The 18755-nt window shown below is 66.2% G+C and carries 16 protein-coding genes and 2 tRNA genes; 13 read left to right on the forward strand and 5 right to left on the reverse strand.

Annotated elements, in window-relative coordinates:
• Nucleotides 1–5: 5 nt before the first annotated feature.
• A tRNA-Leu gene (locus RZE79_RS14230) sits at nt 6–90 on the reverse strand.
• A gap of 271 nt (nt 91–361) precedes the next feature.
• Nucleotides 362–446: transfer RNA gene (locus RZE79_RS14235), tRNA-Leu, on the reverse strand.
• Nucleotides 447–527: 81 nt separating this feature from the next.
• On the opposite strand from RZE79_RS14235, the gene rnr reads away from it, so the two are divergent.
• Together rnr and RZE79_RS14245 are read left to right on the forward strand one after the other, a co-directional pair.
• Nucleotides 528–2798 carry a ribonuclease R gene (rnr, locus tag RZE79_RS14240; RefSeq protein WP_319360921.1) on the forward strand — a complete coding sequence of 757 codons (2271 nt, stop codon included), beginning with the start codon at nt 528–530 and terminating at the stop codon, nt 2796–2798.
• A 63-nt stretch (nt 2799–2861) separates the two neighbouring features.
• Nucleotides 2862–3626, forward strand: coding sequence for an SDR family oxidoreductase (locus tag RZE79_RS14245; RefSeq protein ID WP_319360922.1), 765 nt, complete (start codon nt 2862–2864; stop codon nt 3624–3626).
• Nucleotides 3627–3635: 9 nt separating this feature from the next.
• Here RZE79_RS14245 and RZE79_RS14250 read toward each other — a convergent pair whose 3' ends face one another.
• The gene (locus RZE79_RS14250; RefSeq protein ID WP_319360923.1) at nt 3636–5099 is read right to left on the reverse strand and encodes an NAD(P)H-hydrate dehydratase; all 1464 of its coding nucleotides are present in this window, start codon (nt 5097–5099) and stop codon (nt 3636–3638) included.
• 43 nt (nt 5100–5142) lie between these two features.
• Between RZE79_RS14250 and RZE79_RS14255 the strand changes: the two genes are divergently transcribed.
• Nucleotides 5143–5562, forward strand: coding sequence for a hypothetical protein (locus tag RZE79_RS14255; protein ID WP_319360924.1), 420 nt, complete (start codon nt 5143–5145; stop codon nt 5560–5562).
• Here RZE79_RS14255 and RZE79_RS14260 read toward each other — a convergent pair.
• A complete protein-coding gene (locus RZE79_RS14260; RefSeq protein ID WP_153284445.1) occupies nt 5552–6805 on the reverse strand; it encodes a D-amino acid dehydrogenase in 1254 nt (417 codons plus the stop codon). The two genes, RZE79_RS14255 and RZE79_RS14260, sit on opposite strands and share 11 nt — an antisense overlap.
• 57 nt (nt 6806–6862) lie before the next feature.
• Nucleotides 6863–8185 (reverse strand): amidase, encoded by a 1323-nt coding sequence (locus RZE79_RS14265; protein WP_319360925.1) that lies wholly within the window; start codon nt 8183–8185, stop codon nt 6863–6865.
• 205 nt (nt 8186–8390) lie between these two features.
• Between RZE79_RS14265 and rpsB the strand changes: the two genes are divergently transcribed.
• From rpsB to RZE79_RS14315, 10 genes are all read left to right on the forward strand, one after another.
• On the forward strand, nt 8391–9146 hold the full coding sequence (gene rpsB / locus RZE79_RS14270; RefSeq protein ID WP_095745188.1) for a 30S ribosomal protein S2: 756 nt from the start codon (nt 8391–8393) through the stop codon (nt 9144–9146).
• Nucleotides 9147–9227: 81 nt separating this feature from the next.
• On the forward strand, nt 9228–10151 hold the full coding sequence (tsf, locus tag RZE79_RS14275; protein WP_153284443.1) for a translation elongation factor Ts: 924 nt from the start codon (nt 9228–9230) through the stop codon (nt 10149–10151).
• Between the two features lie 99 nt (nt 10152–10250).
• A complete protein-coding gene (pyrH, locus tag RZE79_RS14280; protein ID WP_153284442.1) occupies nt 10251–10973 on the forward strand; it encodes a UMP kinase in 723 nt (240 codons plus the stop codon).
• Nucleotides 10974–10984: 11 nt separating this feature from the next.
• Nucleotides 10985–11545 carry a ribosome recycling factor gene (gene frr / locus RZE79_RS14285; RefSeq protein ID WP_153284441.1) on the forward strand — a complete coding sequence of 187 codons (561 nt, stop codon included), beginning with the start codon at nt 10985–10987 and terminating at the stop codon, nt 11543–11545.
• Between the two features lie 8 nt (nt 11546–11553).
• Nucleotides 11554–12279 carry a polyprenyl diphosphate synthase gene (gene uppS / locus RZE79_RS14290; protein WP_099796807.1) on the forward strand — a complete coding sequence of 242 codons (726 nt, stop codon included), beginning with the start codon at nt 11554–11556 and terminating at the stop codon, nt 12277–12279.
• A 23-nt stretch (nt 12280–12302) separates the two neighbouring features.
• Complete coding sequence (locus RZE79_RS14295) at nt 12303–13148, forward strand: phosphatidate cytidylyltransferase (RefSeq protein ID WP_153284439.1); 846 nt, start codon at nt 12303–12305, stop codon at nt 13146–13148.
• Nucleotides 13145–14332 (forward strand): 1-deoxy-D-xylulose-5-phosphate reductoisomerase, encoded by a 1188-nt coding sequence (gene ispC / locus RZE79_RS14300; protein ID WP_319360926.1) that lies wholly within the window; start codon nt 13145–13147, stop codon nt 14330–14332. The genes RZE79_RS14295 and ispC overlap by 4 nt, the downstream gene beginning before the upstream one ends.
• Nucleotides 14333–14353: 21 nt before the next feature.
• On the forward strand, nt 14354–15730 hold the full coding sequence (gene rseP / locus RZE79_RS14305) for an RIP metalloprotease RseP (RefSeq protein WP_319361186.1): 1377 nt from the start codon (nt 14354–14356) through the stop codon (nt 15728–15730).
• A gap of 38 nt (nt 15731–15768) precedes the next feature.
• Nucleotides 15769–18198, forward strand: coding sequence for an outer membrane protein assembly factor BamA (bamA, locus tag RZE79_RS14310; RefSeq protein WP_153284436.1), 2430 nt, complete (start codon nt 15769–15771; stop codon nt 18196–18198).
• Entirely contained in the window at nt 18199–18744 is a 546-nt protein-coding gene (locus RZE79_RS14315; RefSeq protein ID WP_153284435.1) for an OmpH family outer membrane protein, read from the forward strand.
• The last annotated feature ends 11 nt before the right edge of the window (nt 18745–18755 follow it).

Consider the following 18755-nt stretch of genomic DNA (forward strand, 5'->3'; position numbering starts at 1 on the left):
AGTATTGGTGCCCAGAAGAGGACTCGAACCTCCACGATGTTACTCGCTAGTACCTGAAACTAGTGCGTCTACCAATTCCGCCATCTGGGCTATTTTTGCTTTTCAGCAAAGACTACGATTATATCCACAAATTTGGCGCGATCTTTTGGCTGCGTCGAAATTTCAGCTTCTGCACGACATTGCTCGTGTGGTGGCTGCGCAGCCGAAGGCGGATGGGTGTGTTCGTGCGCGCATGGCCGGCATCGAAGGGCGTGATCTGACGATCGCGTCGCCCGTTTGATGCAGTTTCGAGCGGCCATGAAAAAAGCCACCGGAGACCGGTGGCTTCAATCGGATGACCTGGTAAAGGTCTGTTTAAACTTGGTGCCCAGAAGAGGACTCGAACCTCCACGATGTTACTCGCTAGTACCTGAAACTAGTGCGTCTACCAATTCCGCCATCTGGGCCCACATGACTGCAGAAGCAGCCACGTTTTGAATTTCAGGAAAGAAGGAGATCATATCAAAAATAATGTCACTTCCAGCAGCTTGTTGGACGAAATCGAAGGAACTGTTCAAGGACATCGCGACGGGCACGGCTTCGTGCAGCGCGACGACGGCGAGGCCGACATCTACCTCCCGCCGAACGAGATGCGCGCGGTGCTGCACAAGGATCGCGTCAAGGCGCGGATCGTGCGACAGGACCGACGCGGCCGCCCCGAAGGGCGCGTGGTCGAGATCGTCGAGCGACCCGAGCAGCCGATCATCGGCCGCTTGCTGCATGAAGGCGGGATCTGGCTCGTTGCACCGGAAGACAAGCGCTACGGCCAAGACGTCCTGATTCCGAAGGGCGCCACTGGCCCCGCCAAGGTGGGCCAGGTCGTGGTCGTCCAGCTCACCGAGCCGCCGGCACTGTTCGGCCAGCCCGTGGGCCGCGTGAGAGAAGTGCTGGGCGAGATCGACGACCCCGGCATGGAGATCGAGATCGCCGTGCGCAAGTACGGCGTGCCGCATGAGTTTTCCGCGGAGTGCCTGGCGCAGGCCAAGGCCCTGCCCGAGAAGGTGCGCCCCGCCGACAAGAAGGGCCGCATCGACCTCACCGACGTGCCGCTCGTCACGATCGATGGCGAAGACGCCCGAGACTTCGATGACGCCGTGTACTGCGAGCCCGCGAAGGTGGGCCGCGGCAAGGGCTGGCGCCTGTTGGTGGCCATCGCCGACGTGAGCGCCTATGTGCACACCGGCTCGGCGATCGACATCGATGCTTACGACCGCGCCACCAGCGTCTACTTCCCGCGCCGCGTGATTCCGATGCTGCCCGAGAAGCTATCGAATGGCCTGTGCTCGCTCAACCCCGAGGTCGAGCGCCTGTGCATGGTGTGCGACATGCTGGTTGCGGCCGATGGCGAGATCTACGCTTACCAGTTCTACCCGGCCGTGATGTTCAGCCATGCGCGCTTCACGTACACCGAAGTCGCAGCCATCCTTGGCAACACGCGCGGCCCCGAAGCCGCCAAGCGCAAGGACCGCGTCAAGGACCTGCTGAATCTTGCCGACGTCTACAGGGCCCTGCTCAAGCAGCGCGGCAAGCGTGGTGCGGTCGATTTCGAAACCACCGAGACGCAGATCATCTGCGACGACGCCGGCCGCATCGAGAAGATCGTGCCGCGCACGCGCAACGAGGCGCACAAGATCATCGAAGAGGCGATGCTCGCCGCCAACGTCTGCAGCGCCGACTTCATCGCCGAAGGCAAGCACCCGGGCCTGTTCCGCGTGCACGAAGGCCCGACGCCCGAGAAGAAGGAAATCCTGCGCGGCTACCTGAAGGCCATGGGCGTGGGCCTGAGCATCACCGATGATCCGCGCCCCGGCGAGTTCCAGGCGATTGCCGAAGCCACCAAGGAACGTCCCGACTCGCAGCAGATCCACACCATGCTGCTGCGCTCGATGCAGCAGGCGATCTACACGCCGTTCAACAGCGGCCACTTCGGCCTGGCCTACGAGGCCTACACGCACTTCACGAGCCCGATCCGTCGCTACCCCGACCTGCTGGTGCACCGCGTGATCAAGGCGATCCTCGGCAAGACGCGCTATCAGTTGCCGATGCTGCCGACGCCGGGTGAGGCGCATGCCAAGCTGGCCAAGCGCCTGGCTTCGCGTGTGAAAGCGCCAACGACCAAGCCGCAAAAAGCCACGATCGCACCGACCAAGGAAGTGCTGGCATGGGAAGCGGCAGGCCTGCATTGCAGCGCCAACGAGCGCCGCGCCGACGAGGCCAGCCGCGACGTCGAGGCCTGGCTCAAGTGCAAGTACATGCGCGAGCACCTTGGCGAGGAGTACGGCGGCGTGGTCACGGCGGCCACCACCTTCGGTATCTTCGTCACGCTCGATGCGATGTACGTCGAGGGCCTGGTCCACATCACCGAGCTCGGCGGCGAGTACTTCAAATTCGACGAGATGCGCCAGGAGCTGCGCGGCGAGCGCACCGGCATCCGCTATGCCATCGGCACGCGGGTGCGGGTGCAGGTGAGCCGCGTCGACCTCGATGGTCGCAAGATCGACTTCCGCCTCGTGCGCGAAGGCGAAGACCTGACCTCGCGCGCCATGAAGGACAAAGGCAGCGCACCGGTGAAGGCGTCGACCAAGCGAAGCGCCCGCCACAAGGCGGAGGCCGGTGGCGAGTCACGGTCGGAGCACGGCGGCGGCGGCGCTGCCGTGGCGCCCGCCGGCCCGCAATCGGCGATGCAGGCCTTCAAGTCGGCGGTGAAGAAAGCCGCCAACAAGATGCAGGGCAAGGGGCGCAAGCCCCGCCGCGGATGAGATGCGCCGTGCACACTACGTGTTTACCGTGTGTATGGACCAGCTGAAAAGGAGACATGAAGCATGAGCGTGGAAAACAACAAGGGCCGCATCGCGATCGTCACGGGCGCCGGGTCGGGCATCGGCCGTGCGGCCGCGCTGGCCTTGCTGGCTGACGGCTGGAGCGTGGCCCTTGCGGGGCGTCGCCTCGAGCCGCTGGAGCAGGTGGCAGAAGAATCGGCCGCGGGTGCGCGCGCCTTCGCGGTGCCCACCGACGTGGCCAATGCCGACTCGGTACAGGCGCTGTTCGGTGCCACAGTCGAGCGCTTCGGACGCGTCGACCTGCTGTTCAACAACGCCGGCGTGGGCAACCCGCCGGGCCCGTTCGAGGACTGGACGCCCGAGCAGTGGAAGGGCGTGGTCGACATCAACCTCACCGGCATGTTCTTCTGCATCCAGCAGGCCTTCCGCACGATGAAGGCGCAGACGCCGCGCGGCGGCCGCATCATCAACAACGGGTCGATCTCGGCAACCACGCCGCGGCCGAATTCGGCGGCCTACACCTCTACCAAGCACGCAGTCGAAGGGCTGACCAAGACCGCCTCGCTCGACGGTCGCAAGTACGACATCGCGGTGGGGCAGGTGGACGTGGGCAATGCCATGACCGAACTGGCCGCACGCATGGCCACCGGCGTGCCGCAGGCCAACGGCGAACTCGCAATCGAGCCGCTGATCGACGTGAAGATCGTCGGCCAGTCGGTGCTCTACATGGCGAACCTGCCGCTGGAAGCCAACGTGCTCTTCCACACCATCATGGCGACGAAGATGCCCTTCGTCGGGCGCGGCTAAGCCCTGCGCTCAGTCGGGCGCGCGGCGGGCCAGTGCGCCTGCCGTGAGCGGGGCCGCATCGGCCGGCCACGTGTCGGCGATGTGGCCGTGCTGCCAGACGGCTTCGCAGGCTGCTTCGAACGCGGGGCGGCGCATCGCGAGCGCCGCGCCGATCATGCCAGCGAGCACGTCGCCTGTGCCTGCAGTGGCAAGGCGGGCGTTGCCGGTCGGGTTGATGACTGGCGGCGCGTCGCCCGCATCGGCGATCACCGTTCCGGAGCCCTTGAGGACCGTCACAACACCGAAGCGCGACGCGAGCGCGCGGGCCGCAGCCAGGCGGTTGGCCTGCACGCCGCCTGTCGTATCGCCGAGCAGGCGGGCGGCCTCCAATGGATGCGGCGTGAGCACGGTGGGTGCCCCGGTCTGGCTTCGCGCGATCAGTTGCGTTTGAAGTGATGCATCGGCGGCGATCGCGTTGAGTGCGTCGGCGTCGAGCACCAGCGCGGCGGCCGTCGACAGCACGCGCGGCAGCAGCTCGCGCACGGCGTCGCCGCCACCACAGCCGCACACGACCGTCATGCCCGCGAGGTCCAGCGCATGGGCGTCGCGCAGCATCAGCTCGGGCTGCGAGGTGTCGACCGGCGCCGCGCGGGGATCGAGCAATCCGACGAACACGCGTCCTGCGCCCGCATGGAGGGCGGCCGAGCCGGCCAGCAGTGCGGCGCCGGCCATGCCCGAGGCGCCGCCGATCACCGCGACATCGCCGTAGCTGCCCTTGTGCGAAGCGTGGGTGCGCGGCCGAATGTCGGGCGCGCCTGCAAGGCGGGCTGTCGGTCGCTCACGGATGAAAGCGCTGCAGCCCAGATCATCGAACCACACCTTGCCGGTCGCGTCGCGGCCTTGGGCCGTGAACAGGCCGGGTTTCAGTGTGAGGAATGTGAGGGTGGCGCGAGCCGATGCCGGCGCGTGATCAACGTGAGAGGCCAGCTTGCCGGTGTCGGCATCGAGGCCCGAGGGCACGTCGAGGCTGAGCACCGGTTGCGTGCCCGCGTGCATTTGCGCGAGCCATTCGGCCATGGTGCCCGAGGGCGGTCGTGTCGACCCGATCCCGAGCAGCGCATCCATCGCCAGTTCGAAGCTCGATGGAGGCTCCGAAGCGAAGGTGACGCCCGCATCCCGCGCGCGCTGCAGCGAGGCCTTCGCATCCGGTGGCAACCGACTTTCTTCGCCCACGAAAGTGACGACCGGAAAGAAGCCTCGGTGCCGCAACTGCGCCGCAGCTTCAAAACCATCGCCGCCGTTGTTCCCGGGGCCGCAGGCGATCCAGATCGTTCGCGCGTGCGGCGCGAGCGCCATTGCGAGCCGTGCCGCCGCGAGGCCTGCACGCTGCATCAGCGTATGAGGGGGCAGGGCGGAGGCCGCGGCCTGCTCGATGCGGCGCGTGGCGGCGATGTCGAACAGATCGGCGGCGCTGGCGGACGTGATGCGATGCATCGATCCATTGTGCCGCCGACGCTGCGCCTCCTATCATCGGCCGATGATGCTCAAGACCTTCGGCTGGCTGCTGGTTCTGCTGCTGGCGTGCATTGCCGGCTTCATCGGCACGGCCGCCGCGATGATCGCTGGCGCGGCCTGGGCGCTCGGGCTGCTGATCGCGGTGTGGGGGTTGTTTCTGCTGGCCGAGGTGTTGCATCGGGTGCCGCTGCGCGATGTCGCCTGGGCTCTGGGCGTGGGTTATGGGCTCGGCGTGATCCGGTGGCTCGACGTGCCGGTGGAGGCGGGGTCCGGCACGCAGTGGCTGATGCTGGGCGTGGACCTGCTGGTGCTGGTGTTCTTCGGGCTGATTGCGCCAGCTGTTCTGGGGTTGATCGCCCAGCGGTTCGCGCCCCGCCCCAAACTGCCGACGGAAAAGCCGGCAAGCCCCGAGCAACTGCGCCGCTGGGGCCCTAAAGACTGAGTCGTTCGATCCCCAGGCCCTCGAGGTCGATGCCGGGGTCTTGTCCGCCGATCAGGTCGCCGAGCACGCGCGCGCTGCCGCACGACAGCGCCCAGCCACTCGAACCGTGGCCCAGGTTGAGCCATACGCCGGGAATGCCGCTGGCGCCCAGCACCGGTGGGCCGTCGGGCAGCATCGGCCGCGCACCTTTCCACTGCTGAATGCCCGACTGCAGCGTGGCCGCCCCCGGAAACCAGTCGTGCAGCACCTTGTAGAGCGTCTGGATCGCGGCCGGGCTCATGGCGTCCGGCGAGCCGCCGATCTCGGCGCTGCCGGCCACACGCACGCGTTGGCCCAGGCGGGAAATCGCGACCTTGTAGCGCTCGTCCATCACCGCACTGCGCGGCGCGTTGAGCGGCTCGCGCACCGGTGCGCTGACCGAGTGGCCGTAGACCGGCGCCAGCGGAATGCGCAGCCCCAGCGGACGCAGCAGCGCGGCGGACGACAGGCCGGCGCACACCACGATGGCGTCGAACTGCAGCGCGTCCGAGCCGCTGGCGAGCGTCAGCGCGGTGGGCGCCGCGCGGCTCAGCGGTGCGATGTCGCAGTTGAAATGGAACTGTGCACCCAGCGCCTCGGCCTCCCATTTGAGCAGCAGCGCGAACTGGCGGCAGTTCGCGACCTCGTCTTCCGGCAGGTGGATGGCGCCTGCCAGTGGGGTGTCGGGGTTGAGCGCGGGCTCGATCAGGCGGGCCTCGTCGGCGTCGATCTCGCGGAACACGCTGCCGGCCGACCGCAGCACCTCGAGCCCGGGCTGCACCAGTTTTTTCTCGCGCTTGGAGCGCAGCAGCACCAGGTAGCCGTCGCTGCGTTCGTAGCTCAGCTCGCGCGCTTCGGTCACCGCGTGCAGCCGGGTGCGGCTGTAGAAGGCCAGCCGCTGCATGCGGGCGCGGTTGGCCAGGTAGGTTTCGAGCTTGCAGGCCTTCTGCCAGCGCGACATCCAGCCGAGGTCGCGCGTGCTCAGCGGCCAGCGCAGCTTGATCGCGCCGTGCGAGGACAGCAGCGAGCGCAGCACCTTGCCGCGCATGCCTGGTGCGGCCCACGGCGTGACGTAGCCGGGGGCCACCACGCCGGCGTTGGCAAAGCTGGCCTCTTCGGCGGCGGCGCCGCGGCGCTCGAACACGGTCACTTCATGACCGTCGGAAACCAGTTCCCAGGCGGTGGTGACGCCGACGATGCCGGCGCCCACGATCGCGATTTTCATTGAAATGTTCTAGATAAAAGAGGCGGCTGACGCCCGCGGGTCGGGCGGTGACAGCTGTTATTTCTGTAGCGCGCGTTCGGCCTGGAGTGCCACTGCGAGCACGGCATCGTCGTGCATCGCGGCGTGCCACAGCATCAGGCCGACCGGCAATTCGCCGGCGACGTGGCAGGGCAGCGAGATGGCGCAGCCGTCGAGCATGTTGATGATCGACGGGTTGCGCAGCAGCAGCGCGTTGACGCGGAAGAACGCGTCGTCGCGCTCGGCGCCCGGCGCCACGCTGGCGATGGACGGTGCCGTGATCGGCACGGTCGGCGACAGCACGGCGTCGAACGGCGCCAGCGCCTTTTCGACGCGGGCGATCCAGTCGCGGCGGGCGTGGATCAGGTCGATGTACTCGTGCGCCTTCATGCCGGCGCCGCGCAGGATGCGCTGCGCCACGCGCGGGTCGTAGCCGGCGCCGCTGCGCTCCAGCAGCAGCCGGTGCCAGGCGTACGACTCGGCCGCCGAGAAGCCGCCGGTGGCGTTGATGGCCTGCAGGTCGGCCAATTCGGGCAGCGTGATTTCCTGGACGTGTGCGCCCGTGGCGCGCAGCGCGGCGAGAGTGCGTTCGAAAGCAGCGGCGACGACGGGCTCGACGTCGTCGAGGAAGACGTTCTTCACCACGGCCAGCCGGTAGGCCGACAGCGGCACCGAGCCGGGCGTGACCTGACGCGCCGAGAGGATTTCGTGCGCGGTGATGGCGTCGCGCACCGAGCGGGTCATGGCGCAGACGGTGTCGAGCGTGGTCGACAGCGGCAGGGCGCCGTCGGCCGGCGTGAGGCGGGCGGTGTTCTTGAAGCCGACGATGCCGTTCAGTGCAGCCGGAATGCGGATCGAGCCGCCGGTGTCGGAGCCCAGACCGATGAAGGCCGCGCCGCTCGCCACCGAGATCGCCGCGCCGGACGACGAGCCGCCTGGAATGCGCGGCGTGGCGGTGTCGCTCACGTTGGTCGGCGTGCCGTGGTGCGGGTTGACGCCGACGCCGGAAAACGCGAACTCCGTCATGTTGGTGCGTCCGGTCAGCACGCCACCGGCGGCGCGCAGTCGTGCCACTGCGAGCGCATCGGCCGGAGCGGCGGGCGCATGCGCGAGCACGGCTGAACCGGCGGGTGTCGGCTGGCCGGCGACGTCGAACAGGTCTTTGCTGGTGAAGGCGAGCCCGGCGAGGCGACTTTCGGGTGCAGACACGGCGGCGGCCGTGCGCGCCTCGTCGAACATCGTGCGGGTGAAAACGTAGGCGCAGGCCGGGGATTCGGAGAGGGCGATGGCGCGCTCCATTTCGGTGCGCGCATCTGAATCGCCAGCCAGAAGGGTGAGACGGGTGGCGTGAAGGTCGTTCATGGCTTCGAGGGTACCTTGGAACGGCTCGGTTCGAGGGAGGAGGGCGTGGCCGCCGTGCTATACTCTCTGGGTTTCGCTGGTTATGCGACAGTTTTGTCGCCGCCAGTCAAGCACATCCGCAAACCGGCCCAATCAAGGTGTTGCGACCCCGTCGAAGGGGCGCAAAACGGGCTGGATTTTAGACCCAACCTTTGGAGTAAATTCAATGTCGACCACCATGCGCGAAATGCTGGAAGCCGGTGTCCACTTCGGTCACCAAACCCGCTTCTGGAACCCCAAGATGGCTCCGTTCATCTTCGGTCACCGCAACAAGATTCACATCATCAACCTGGAAAAGTCGCTCCCGATGTTCCAGGATGCGATGAAGTACGCCAAGCAACTCACGGCCAACCGCGGCACGATCCTGATGGTCGGCACGAAGCGTCAAGCTCGTGAAATCGTGGCGGCAGAAGCTCGCCGCGCCGGCGTGCCTTTCGTTGACACCCGCTGGCTCGGCGGCATGCTGACCAACTTCAAGACCGTCAAGACCTCGATCAAGCGTCTGAAGGACATGAAGGCCCAGCAAGAAGCCGGCCTCGACAGCCTGAGCAAGAAAGAACAGCTCACGTTCTCGCGCGAAATCGCGAAGCTCGAGAAGGACATCGGCGGCATCCAGGACATGGCTGCGCTGCCCGACGCCATCTTCGTGATCGACGTGGGCTTCCACAAGATCGCCGTGGCCGAAGCCAAGAAGCTCGGCATTCCGCTGATCGGCGTGGTTGACTCCAACCACTCGCCTGAAGGCATCGACTACGTGATCCCTGGCAACGACGACTCGTCGAAGGCTGTCACGCTGTACGCCCGCGGCATCGCCGACGCCATCATCGAAGGCCGCAACAGCGCCGGCGGTGACGTGGTCAAGGCCGTTGCCGAAGGCAATGGCGACGAATTCGTCGAAGTCGAAGAAGGCGCTTCGGCCTGATTGGTGCTCTCGCGAGCCTGAAGAAGGGGCTTTGGTGCCCCTTTTTTTTAACTTGATTTTTGGATTTACGGAGATACACAAATGGCTGCAATCACCGCAAGCATGGTCGGCGAACTGCGCGCGAAGACCGATGCGCCCATGATGGAATGCAAGAAGGCCCTGACGGAGGCCGACGGCAACATGGAAAAGGCCGAAGAGCTGCTGCGCATCAAGCTCGGCAACAAGGCGGGCAAGGCGTCGGGCCGCATCACCGCTGAAGGCGTGGTCACGGCTTTTGTCGACGGCGCTGCCGGCGGCATGATCGAAATCAACTGCGAAACTGACTTCGTCACCAAGAACGACAGCTTCCTGGCCATGGCCAACGCTGCCGCGATGCTGGTCGCCAAGAACAACCCCGCCGACATGGCTGCGCTGGGTGCGCTGGCCTACGAGCAGGACGGTTTCGGCCCCACGCTCGAAGACGTGCGCAAGGGCCTGATCGGCAAGATCGGCGAGAACATGAGCTTCCGCCGCTTCAAGCACTTCGCCGGCAACGGCAAGCTGGCGTCGTACCTGCACGGCACGCGCATCGGCGTGATGGTCGAATTCGAAGGTGACGACACCTCGGCCAAGGACGTCGCGATGCACATCGCCGCCATGAAGCCGGTCGCCGTCCAGGCATCCGATGTGCCCGCCGACCTGATCGAAAAAGAGCGCGCCGTGGCCGCTGGCAAGGCCGAAGAAGACCGCAAGGTTGCCGAAGCCGAAGGCAAGAAGCCGCAGCCGGCCGACATCGTTGCCAAGCGCATCGAAGGCGGCGTGCAGAAGTACCTCAAGGAAGTCTCGCTGCACAACCAGCCGTTCGTGAAGAACGACAAGCAGACCGTCGAGCAGATGCTCAAGGCCGCCGAGACCACGATCAAGGGCTTCACCCTGTACGTGGTTGGCGAAGGCATCGAGAAGAAGGTCGACGACTTCGCTGCCGAAGTCGCTGCCCAAGTCGCTGCTGCCAAGGCTGCCGCCTGATCCGGCTGGCCTCCAAGCGGCGGTGCGCGACAGCGTGCCGCCGCTTTTTCACCGCCACGTTTTACACTCGCCCTCGCCAACCCTCTAAGGAAAATGCCCATGTCTGATGCCCGCCCAGCCCACAAGCGAATCTTGTTGAAGCTGTCGGGTGAGGCACTGATGGGCGATGACGCCTTCGGCATCAACCGCGCCACCATCGTGCGCATGGTCCAAGAGGTGGCCGAGGTCGTGCACATGGGCGTCCAGGTGGCGGTCGTGATCGGCGGCGGCAACATCTTCCGCGGTGTCGCGGGAGGCTCCGTCGGCATGGACCGCGCCACGGCCGACTACATGGGCATGCTGGCCACCGTCATGAACTCGCTGGCCCTCGCCGACGCGATGGACAAGCAGGGTCTCGTGGCCCGCGTGATGTCCGCCATTGCCATCGAGCAGGTGGTCGAGCCCTACGTGCGCCCCAAGGCCCTGCAGTACCTCGAAGAGGGCAAGGTCGTGGTGTTCGCTGCCGGTACCGGCAACCCCTTCTTCACAACCGACACGGCCGCCGCGCTGCGCGGTGCCGAAATCGGCGCCGAGCTGGTGCTCAAGGCGACCAAGGTGGACGGCGTGTACACGGCCGATCCGAAAATCGACCCCCATGCCACCCGCTACGCCACGTTGAGTTTCGACGAGGCGATCGCCAAGAATCTCGGCATCATGGACGCCACGGCCTTCGCGCTGTGCCGCGACCAGAAGTTGCCGATCAAGGTGTTCTCGATCCTCAAGAACGGCGCCCTCAAGCGCGTCGTGATGGGCGAGGACGAGGGCACGCTGGTGCATGCCTAGGAGTAAATGAGATGACCATTGCAGACATTCGCAGTGCGGCCGACGCGAAGATGAACCAGTCGCTCGCCGCCTTCCAGAACAACCTCACCAAGATCCGTACGGGCCGTGCCAACTCGGCGCTGCTCGACTCGATCCATGTCGACTACTACGGCTCGCAAGTACCGCTGAGCCAGGTGGCCAACGTGTCGGTGCTCGACTCGCGCACCATCAGCGTCCAGCCCTGGGAAAAGGGCATGGGCGCCAAGATCGAGAAGGCCATCCGCGAAAGCGACCTGGGCCTGAACCCGGCTTCGATGGGCGACCTGATCCGCGTGCCGCTGCCCGCCATGAGTGAAGAGCGCCGCAAGGAAATGACCAAGCTGGTCCGCAACGAAGGCGAAAGCGCCAAGATCGCCACGCGCAACCTGCGCCGTGACGCGAACGAAGCGGTCAAGAAGCTCGTCAAGGACAAGCTGGCCTCGGAGGACGACCAGAAGCGCGCCGAAGCCGACATCCAGAAGGTCACCGACAAGCACATCGCGGAAATCGACCGTCTGGTCACCGCGAAAGAAGCGGAGATCATGGCCGTTTGAGGCTCCGCATGGCCTCCTCGCCGCAAACGACGACCCCGCCGCACCACGTTGCCATCGTCATGGATGGCAACGGCCGGTGGGCCACCAAGCGCTTTCTGCCTCGCGTGGCGGGGCACAAGCAGGGCGTGGAGTCGCTGCGGCGCTGCGTCAAGGCCTGCGCCGACCGAGGCGTGGGCGTGCTCACGGTGTTTGCGTTCTCCTCGGAGAACTGGAATCGTCCGCCTGAAGAAGTTTCCGGCCTGATGCAACTGATGGTCGGGGCGCTGGCGCGCGAAGTGCCGCGCCTCAACGCCGATGGCGTGCGGCTGCATTTTGTCGGCGAACGCGCCGGTCTGTCCGACAAGATGGTGGCCGGCCTCGTGTCGGCCGAGCAGACCACGGCCCACAACACGCGTCTGATTCTCAACATCTGCTTCAACTACGGCGGACGCTGGGACATCGCGCGCGCTGCGGCCAAGCTTGCCGAGCAGGGCCTGCCCATGACCGAGATGAACCTCGATCGCGCCATGGCGCTGGCCCACGTGCCCGACCCCGACCTGTTCATCCGCACGGGCGGGGAGCAGCGGCTGTCGAATTTCCTGCTTTGGCAAAGTGCCTACGCCGAGCTGTTCTTCAGCGACAAGCTCTGGCCCGAGTTCGACGAAGCCGCACTGGACGAGGCCATCGCTGCGTTCCAGGGTCGCGAGCGTCGCTTCGGCCAGACCTCGGCGCAGGTTTCGGCTTCCGCGGCCTGACACGGCCCGACACCACCTTCCGCATGCTCAAACAACGCATCCTCACGGCGATCGTGCTGCTCGCGATCTTGCTGCCAGCGCTGTTCTACCGGAACTACATCCCTTTCGCCTGCGTGATGCTGGTGCTGATTGGCGCCGCTGCATGGGAGTGGGGGCGCCTCAATGGCTACGGGCAGGGCATGTCGCTGTTCCTGGGCGCCGAGATGGTGGCGCTGTGCGGGCTGTCGTGGTGGCTGGGCCTGCTGGAGCAGCGCCTGTTCCTGATGTGGACGCTGGCCAGCGCGGCTTGGGTGCTCGGCGGTGCGGCGCTGCTGCGCGTCGCGGTACCTGGCTGGCCGCGCATTCCGCGCGGGCTGCGGCTGGTGGGCGGCCTGCTGGCTCTGTGGGTCGCGTGGCTCGCGGCGGTGCAGGCGCGCATGGTCGGCATCAACTTTCTGCTGTCCATTCTGGTGCTGGTCTGGGTGGCGGACGTGTTCGCCTATTTCTCCGGCCGCGCCTTCGGCTTGAAATTCACGCGCGCCAAGCTGGCGCCCGCCATCAGTCCCGGCAAGAGCTGGGAAGGTGTCTGGGGCGGCATGGCCGGCGTCATCGTGCTGGCATTCGCCTGGGTCTGGGCCGACAAGAGCCTGGGCGCCACGGTGCCCAGCCTGTACACCCGCCTGCATGAGCGCGGCTGGTGGCTGCTGCTGATCGGGGCGGTGTTCCTGGCGGCGATGAGCGTCGTCGGCGACCTGGTCGAATCGCTCATCAAGCGCAGCGCCGGCGCCAAGGACAGCAGCCGCCTGCTGCCGGGCCACGGCGGCGTTCTCGACCGCGTGGATGCCCTCTTGCCGGCACTTCCCATCGCCATGATGCTGGCTTTCCTGTGAGCACTTCCAAACAACGTGTCACGGTGCTCGGCTCGACCGGTTCGGTCGGTGTCAGCACGCTCGACGTCATCGCCCGTCACCCCGAGCGCTTCGAGGTGTTCGCGCTGTCGGCTGCTACCAAGGTCGACGAACTGCTGGCCCAATGCGCGCGCTTCTCGCCGCGCTTCGCCGTCATGGCGAGCGCGCCGCATGCCGCGCTGCTGGCTGAAAAGCTCAAGCAGAACAACCTTGCAACCCGCGTCCTGCTGGGCGACGACGCTCTCGAAAGAATAGCTTCCGACGACGAAGTCGATGCCGTGATGGCCGCCATCGTCGGTGCAGCCGGCCTCGCGCCGTGCCTGGCCGCCGCGCGCGCCGGCAAGCGCCTGCTGCTGGCCAACAAGGAAGCCTTGGTCGTCGGCGGCGAGCTGTTCATGCGCACGGTGCAGGAGGGCGGTGCCACGCTGCTGCCCATCGACAGCGAGCATTCGGCCATCTTCCAGTCGCTGCCCGAAGACCCGTCCACCTGGGCGCGGCGCATCGACAAGATCATCCTGACGGCGTCGGGCGGCCCGTTCCGCACCCGCGCCCCCGACACGCTCGGCGCCGTGACGCCCGAGCAGGCCTGCGCCCACCCCAATTGGGTCATGGGCCGCAAGATCTCGGTCGACTCGGCCACGATGATGAACAAGGCGCTCGAGGTGATCGAGGCGCGCCACCTGTTCGGCGTGACGCCGGAGCAGATCGAGGTCGTCATCCACCCGCAGAGCGTGGTCCATTCGATGGTGCAGTTCACCGACGCCTCGGTCATCGCCCAGCTCGGCACGCCTGACATGCGCGTGCCGATCGCGGTCGGCCTAGCCTGGCCGGAGCGCATCGAGAGCGGGGCGGCGCGGCTCGATTTCCGCCAGATGGGTTCGCTGACCTTCGACGCGCCCGATCCGGCGCTCTTCCCCGGTCTGGGCTTGGCGTGGCACGCCCTGCGTGCCGCCTCGGGCACCACGGCAGTGCTGAATGCGGCCAACGAGGTGGCCGTGGCCGCCTTTCTCGACCGGCGCCTGCGTTTCGATCGCATTCATGCGGTCAACCTGGAAACTTTGGAGGCGGTCTTGCCCTCCAAGCCGGCATCGCTGGCCGACCTGCTGGCGCTCGACGCCAGCGCCCGCGAGGCGGCCAACGCCGCCGCGGCACGTTTCGCGGCCTGATTCCCTACAGCGCAGAGGACCCTGATGCTCACCGTCATAGCTTTTGTGGTCGCTCTCGGCGTTCTCATCGCGGTCCACGAATACGGCCACTACCGCGTCGCCGTCGCTTGCGGCGTCAAAGTAGAGCGCTTCTCGGTCGGCTTCGGCAAGGCCCTTCTGCGCTGGCAGCCCAAGCGCCAGCACCCGGGGCAGCAGACCGAATTCGTCATCGGCGCCTTTCCGTTCGGTGGCTACGTCAAGATGCTCGACGAGCGCGAAGGCCCGGTTGCACCCGAGGAGCGACACCGCGCCTTCAACACCCAGCCGCTGCGCTCGCGTGCGGCCATCGTGGCCGCCGGCCCGATCGCCAACCTGCTGCTGGCGGTTGTGCTGTACACGGCGGTCAACTGGATCGGCGTCGACGAGCCTGTGGCCAAGCTGGGGCGACCGGTGGCGGCATCGCTGGCCGAAGCGGCGGGCCTGCGCGGCGGCGAGCACATCACCCAGGCCGGTTTCGACGGCGATCTGTCGCCGGTGCAGTCCTTCGAAGACCTGCGCTGGCGCATGACGCGCGGCGCGCTCGACGGCCGCGACCTCACGCTCGAAGTGGCGGGCGAGGGCGGTCGGCCCGGCCGCCAGCTGGTCCTGCCTCTGAGCCGGATGGAGGCCAAGGACGCCGATCCACAGATGTTCCGCAAGATCGGCGTGGTCGCACCGCTGACCCGTCCCGAGATCGGCGAGGTCATGGCTGGAAGCGCGGCCGAGCGTTCCGGCCTTCGCAACGGCGACTTGGTCCTTGCCATCGGCGACACCCCCATCCTCGATGGGCAGCAGCTGCGCGAGGTCATCCGCGCCTCGGTCGATGCCACCGGGCAGGCGCGTACGCAGACCTGGCAGCTCCAGCGCGACGGCCAGCCGCTCTCGCTCGAGGTCAAGCCCGAAGTGCGCGAAGAGGGCGCCGCCAAGGTCGCGCGCATCGGCGCCTACGTGGGTGCGCCGCCCGAGATGGTCACGGTGCGCCAGGGCGTCATCGACGGCGTCTGGCGTGGCGTGGTGCGCACCTGGGAGGTGTCGGCGCTCACGGTTCGCATGATGGGCAAGATGCTGATCGGCGAGGCGTCAATCAAGAACCTGAGCGGTCCCTTAACAATTGCTGATTACGCCGGCAAGTCCGCCAGCCTCGGTTTGACGCAGTACCTGGTCTTTCTCGCGCTCATCAGCGTGAGCCTCGGGGTGCTCAACCTGATGCCGCTGCCGGTCCTCGATGGGGGGCACCTGATGTATTATCTTTGGGAGGGCCTGACCGGGAAAAGCGTCTCCGACGCCTGGATGGAACGGCTGCAGCGCGGCGGTGTCGCTTTGCTGCTGGTGATGATGTCGGTCGCACTCTTCAACGACGTCACGCGGCTCTTTGGTTAACTTTCTGCCGGCCCTTTCCGTGCCGGCCCAATTCACAGATGAACACAAACTTCAGTCGCTTTCGCCTGCGTAGCGTTGCCGCGGTGGTGGCCAGCACGCTGGCGGCCACGGCCGCTTGGGCCGTCGAGCCTTTCACGGTGCGCGATATTCGCGTCGAAGGCTTGCAACGCGTCGAGGCCGGCACGATCTTCGGATCGCTGCCCCTGCGTGTGGGCGACACCTACAGCGACGAACGCGGCTCGGCCGCGATCCGCGCGCTGTTCGACCTGGGGTTGTTCAAGGACGTCCGCATCGACGTCAACGGCAACGTGCTGGTGGTGATCGTCGAAGAGCGGCCCACGATTGCCGACGTCGACTTCGTCGGCGCCAAGGAATTCGACAAGGCGGCGCTGCAGAAGGCGCTGCGTGAAATCGGGCTGGCCGACGGCCGCCCGTTCGACAAGGCGCTGGCCGACCGCGCCGAGCAGGAGCTTAAGCGCCAGTACGTGAGCCGCAGCCTCTACAACGCGAACGTCGTGACCACCGTCACGCCCATCGAGCGCAACCGCGTGAACCTGACGTTCACCGTGACCGAAGGCGAGTCCGCCCGCATCCGCGAAGTGCACGTGGTCGGCAACAAGGCCTTCAGCGAATCGACGCTGCTGAGCCTGTTCGACCAGGACAGCGGCGGCTTCATGAGCTGGTACACCAAGTCGAACCAGTACTCGCGCGCCAAGCTCAACGCCGACCTCGAAACCCTGCGCTCGTACTACATCACGCGCGGCTACCTCGAGTTCCGCATCGATTCGACCCAGGTCGCCATTTCGCCGGACCGCAAGGACCTGAGCGTCACGGTCAACATCACCGAAGGCGAGAAGTTCGTGGTGGCGGGCATCAAGCTCGACGGCAACTACCTGGGCCGCGACGACGAGTTCAAGTCGCTCATCACGATCAAGCCCGGCGAGCCGTACAACGGCGAGCAGGTCACCGAGACCACCAAGGCCTTCAGCGACTACTTCGGCACCTTCGGCTACGCCTTCGCTCGTGTGCAGGCGCGCCCGGACATCGACCGCGTGAACAACCGCGTCACGCTGACGCTGCAGGCCGAACCCGCACGTCGCGTCTACGTGCGACGCGTGTCGGTCGGCGGCAACAACAAGACCCGCGACGAAGTGATTCGCCGCGAGTTCCGCCAGTTCGAAGCCTCCTGGTACGACGGCGACAAGATCAAGATCTCGCGCGACCGCGTGGACCGCCTGGGCTTCTTCACCGAAGTGAACGTCGAGACGCAGGAAGTGCCTGGTTCGCCCGACCAGGTCGACCTGACCGTCAACGTGGCCGAGAAGCCCACCGGCACGCTGCAGCTGGGCGCCGGCTACTCGAGCGCAGAAAAGGTCGCACTGACCTTCGGCATCTCGCAGGAGAACGTGTTCGGCTCGGGCAACTTCCTGGGCGTGCAAGTCAACACCAGCAAGTACAACCGCACGCTGTCGTTGACCACCACCGATCCGTACTTCACGAAGGACGGCATCTCGCGCACGATCAGCGTCTACCACACGACGACGCGTCCGTACTCCACGAACGAAGACGGCGACTACAAGCTGGTGAACCAGGGGGCCGCTATCCGTTTCGGCGTGCCGTTCAGCGAGCTCGACACCGTCTTCTTCGGCGTCGGTCTGGAGCGCTACGCGTTCGACCCGAATCGCTCGGCGCTGGCCGGCATCACCACGCCGCAGTCGTACCTCAACTACTTCCAATGCGCGAAGGACGCGAGCGGCTTGTTCGTTACCGGTTGCGACCAGAAGAGCGTCTGGGGCGTGCCGCTGACCGTGGGATGGGGTCGCGACAGCCGCGACAGCGCGCTGGTTCCCACCACCGGTCGACTGCAGCGCGCCAACCTCGAGCTGGGTGTGGGCGGGGACATGAAGTACCTCAAGACCAGCTACCAGTACCAGCAGTTCTTCGCGATCAACAAGCAGTACACCTTCGCGATCAACGGCGAAGTCGGCTATGCCAAGGCCTTCGGCGGCAAGACCTACCCGATCTTCAAGAACTTCTACGCCGGTGGTCTGGGTTCGATCCGTGGCTTCGAGCAGAACTCGCTGGGTCCGCGAGACCAGCCGCTGTGGCTCCAGACCGAAGGCGCCGCCATCGGCGGTACCAAGAAGGCCATCTTCAACGCCGAGCTGAGCACGCCGTTCCCCGGCGCCGGCAATGACCGCACGCTGCGCCTGTACGGCTTTTTCGACGTCGGCAACGTGTTTGGTTCCCGTGCACCCAACGTGACGGACGAGCAGTGGAAGGCTCAGAAGAAGTTGCGCGCCTCGGTCGGCCTCGGCATCAGCTGGATCTCGCCGCTGGGCCCGCTGCGCCTTGCGTATGCCTTCCCCGTCAAGTCCCAGAAGGAAGTGCTGAATGAACAAGGCTTCGTCGTGATCCCGAAGGATAGAATTCAGCGCCTCCAATTCCAGATCGGAACGTCTTTCTAAATGAAGCAATTGATTCGCGCCGCAGCCGGCGCGTTCCTGATTCCCGCTTTTGCCCTGGTGGCTGCGCCCGCGCAGGCCCAGGAGAGCTTTCGCATCGGTTTCGTGAATCCCGACCGCGTACTGCGTGAGGCGCAGCCGGCCAAGGCAGCGCAAGCCAAACTCGAGGCCGAGTTCCTCAAGCGCGAAAAGGACCTCACCGTGCAGGGCGAAGCGCTGAAGACGGCGTCGGAAAAGTTCGAGCGCGAGGCTCCGACCCTGTCGGAAAGCCAGCGCGTTTCGCGCCAGCGCTCGCTGGTCGACCAGGACCGCGACTTCCAGCGCAAGCGCCGCGAGTTCCAGGAAGACCTGAACGCGCGCAAGAACGAAGAGCTCCAGCAGGTCTACGAGCGCGCCAACCGCGTGGTCAAGCAGGTCGCCGAAACCGAAAAGTACGACGCCATCCTCCAGGAAGCGATCTACATCAATCCGAAGCACGACATCACCGACAAGGTGATCAAGGCGCTGAACGCGTCGGTCGGCTCCTCTGCGCCTGCGGCCGGCAAGTAACGCCGCGAACC

The organism is Variovorax sp. EBFNA2 (assembly GCF_033802765.1).
Classification (GTDB): domain Bacteria; phylum Pseudomonadota; class Gammaproteobacteria; order Burkholderiales; family Burkholderiaceae_C; genus Variovorax; species Variovorax paradoxus_H.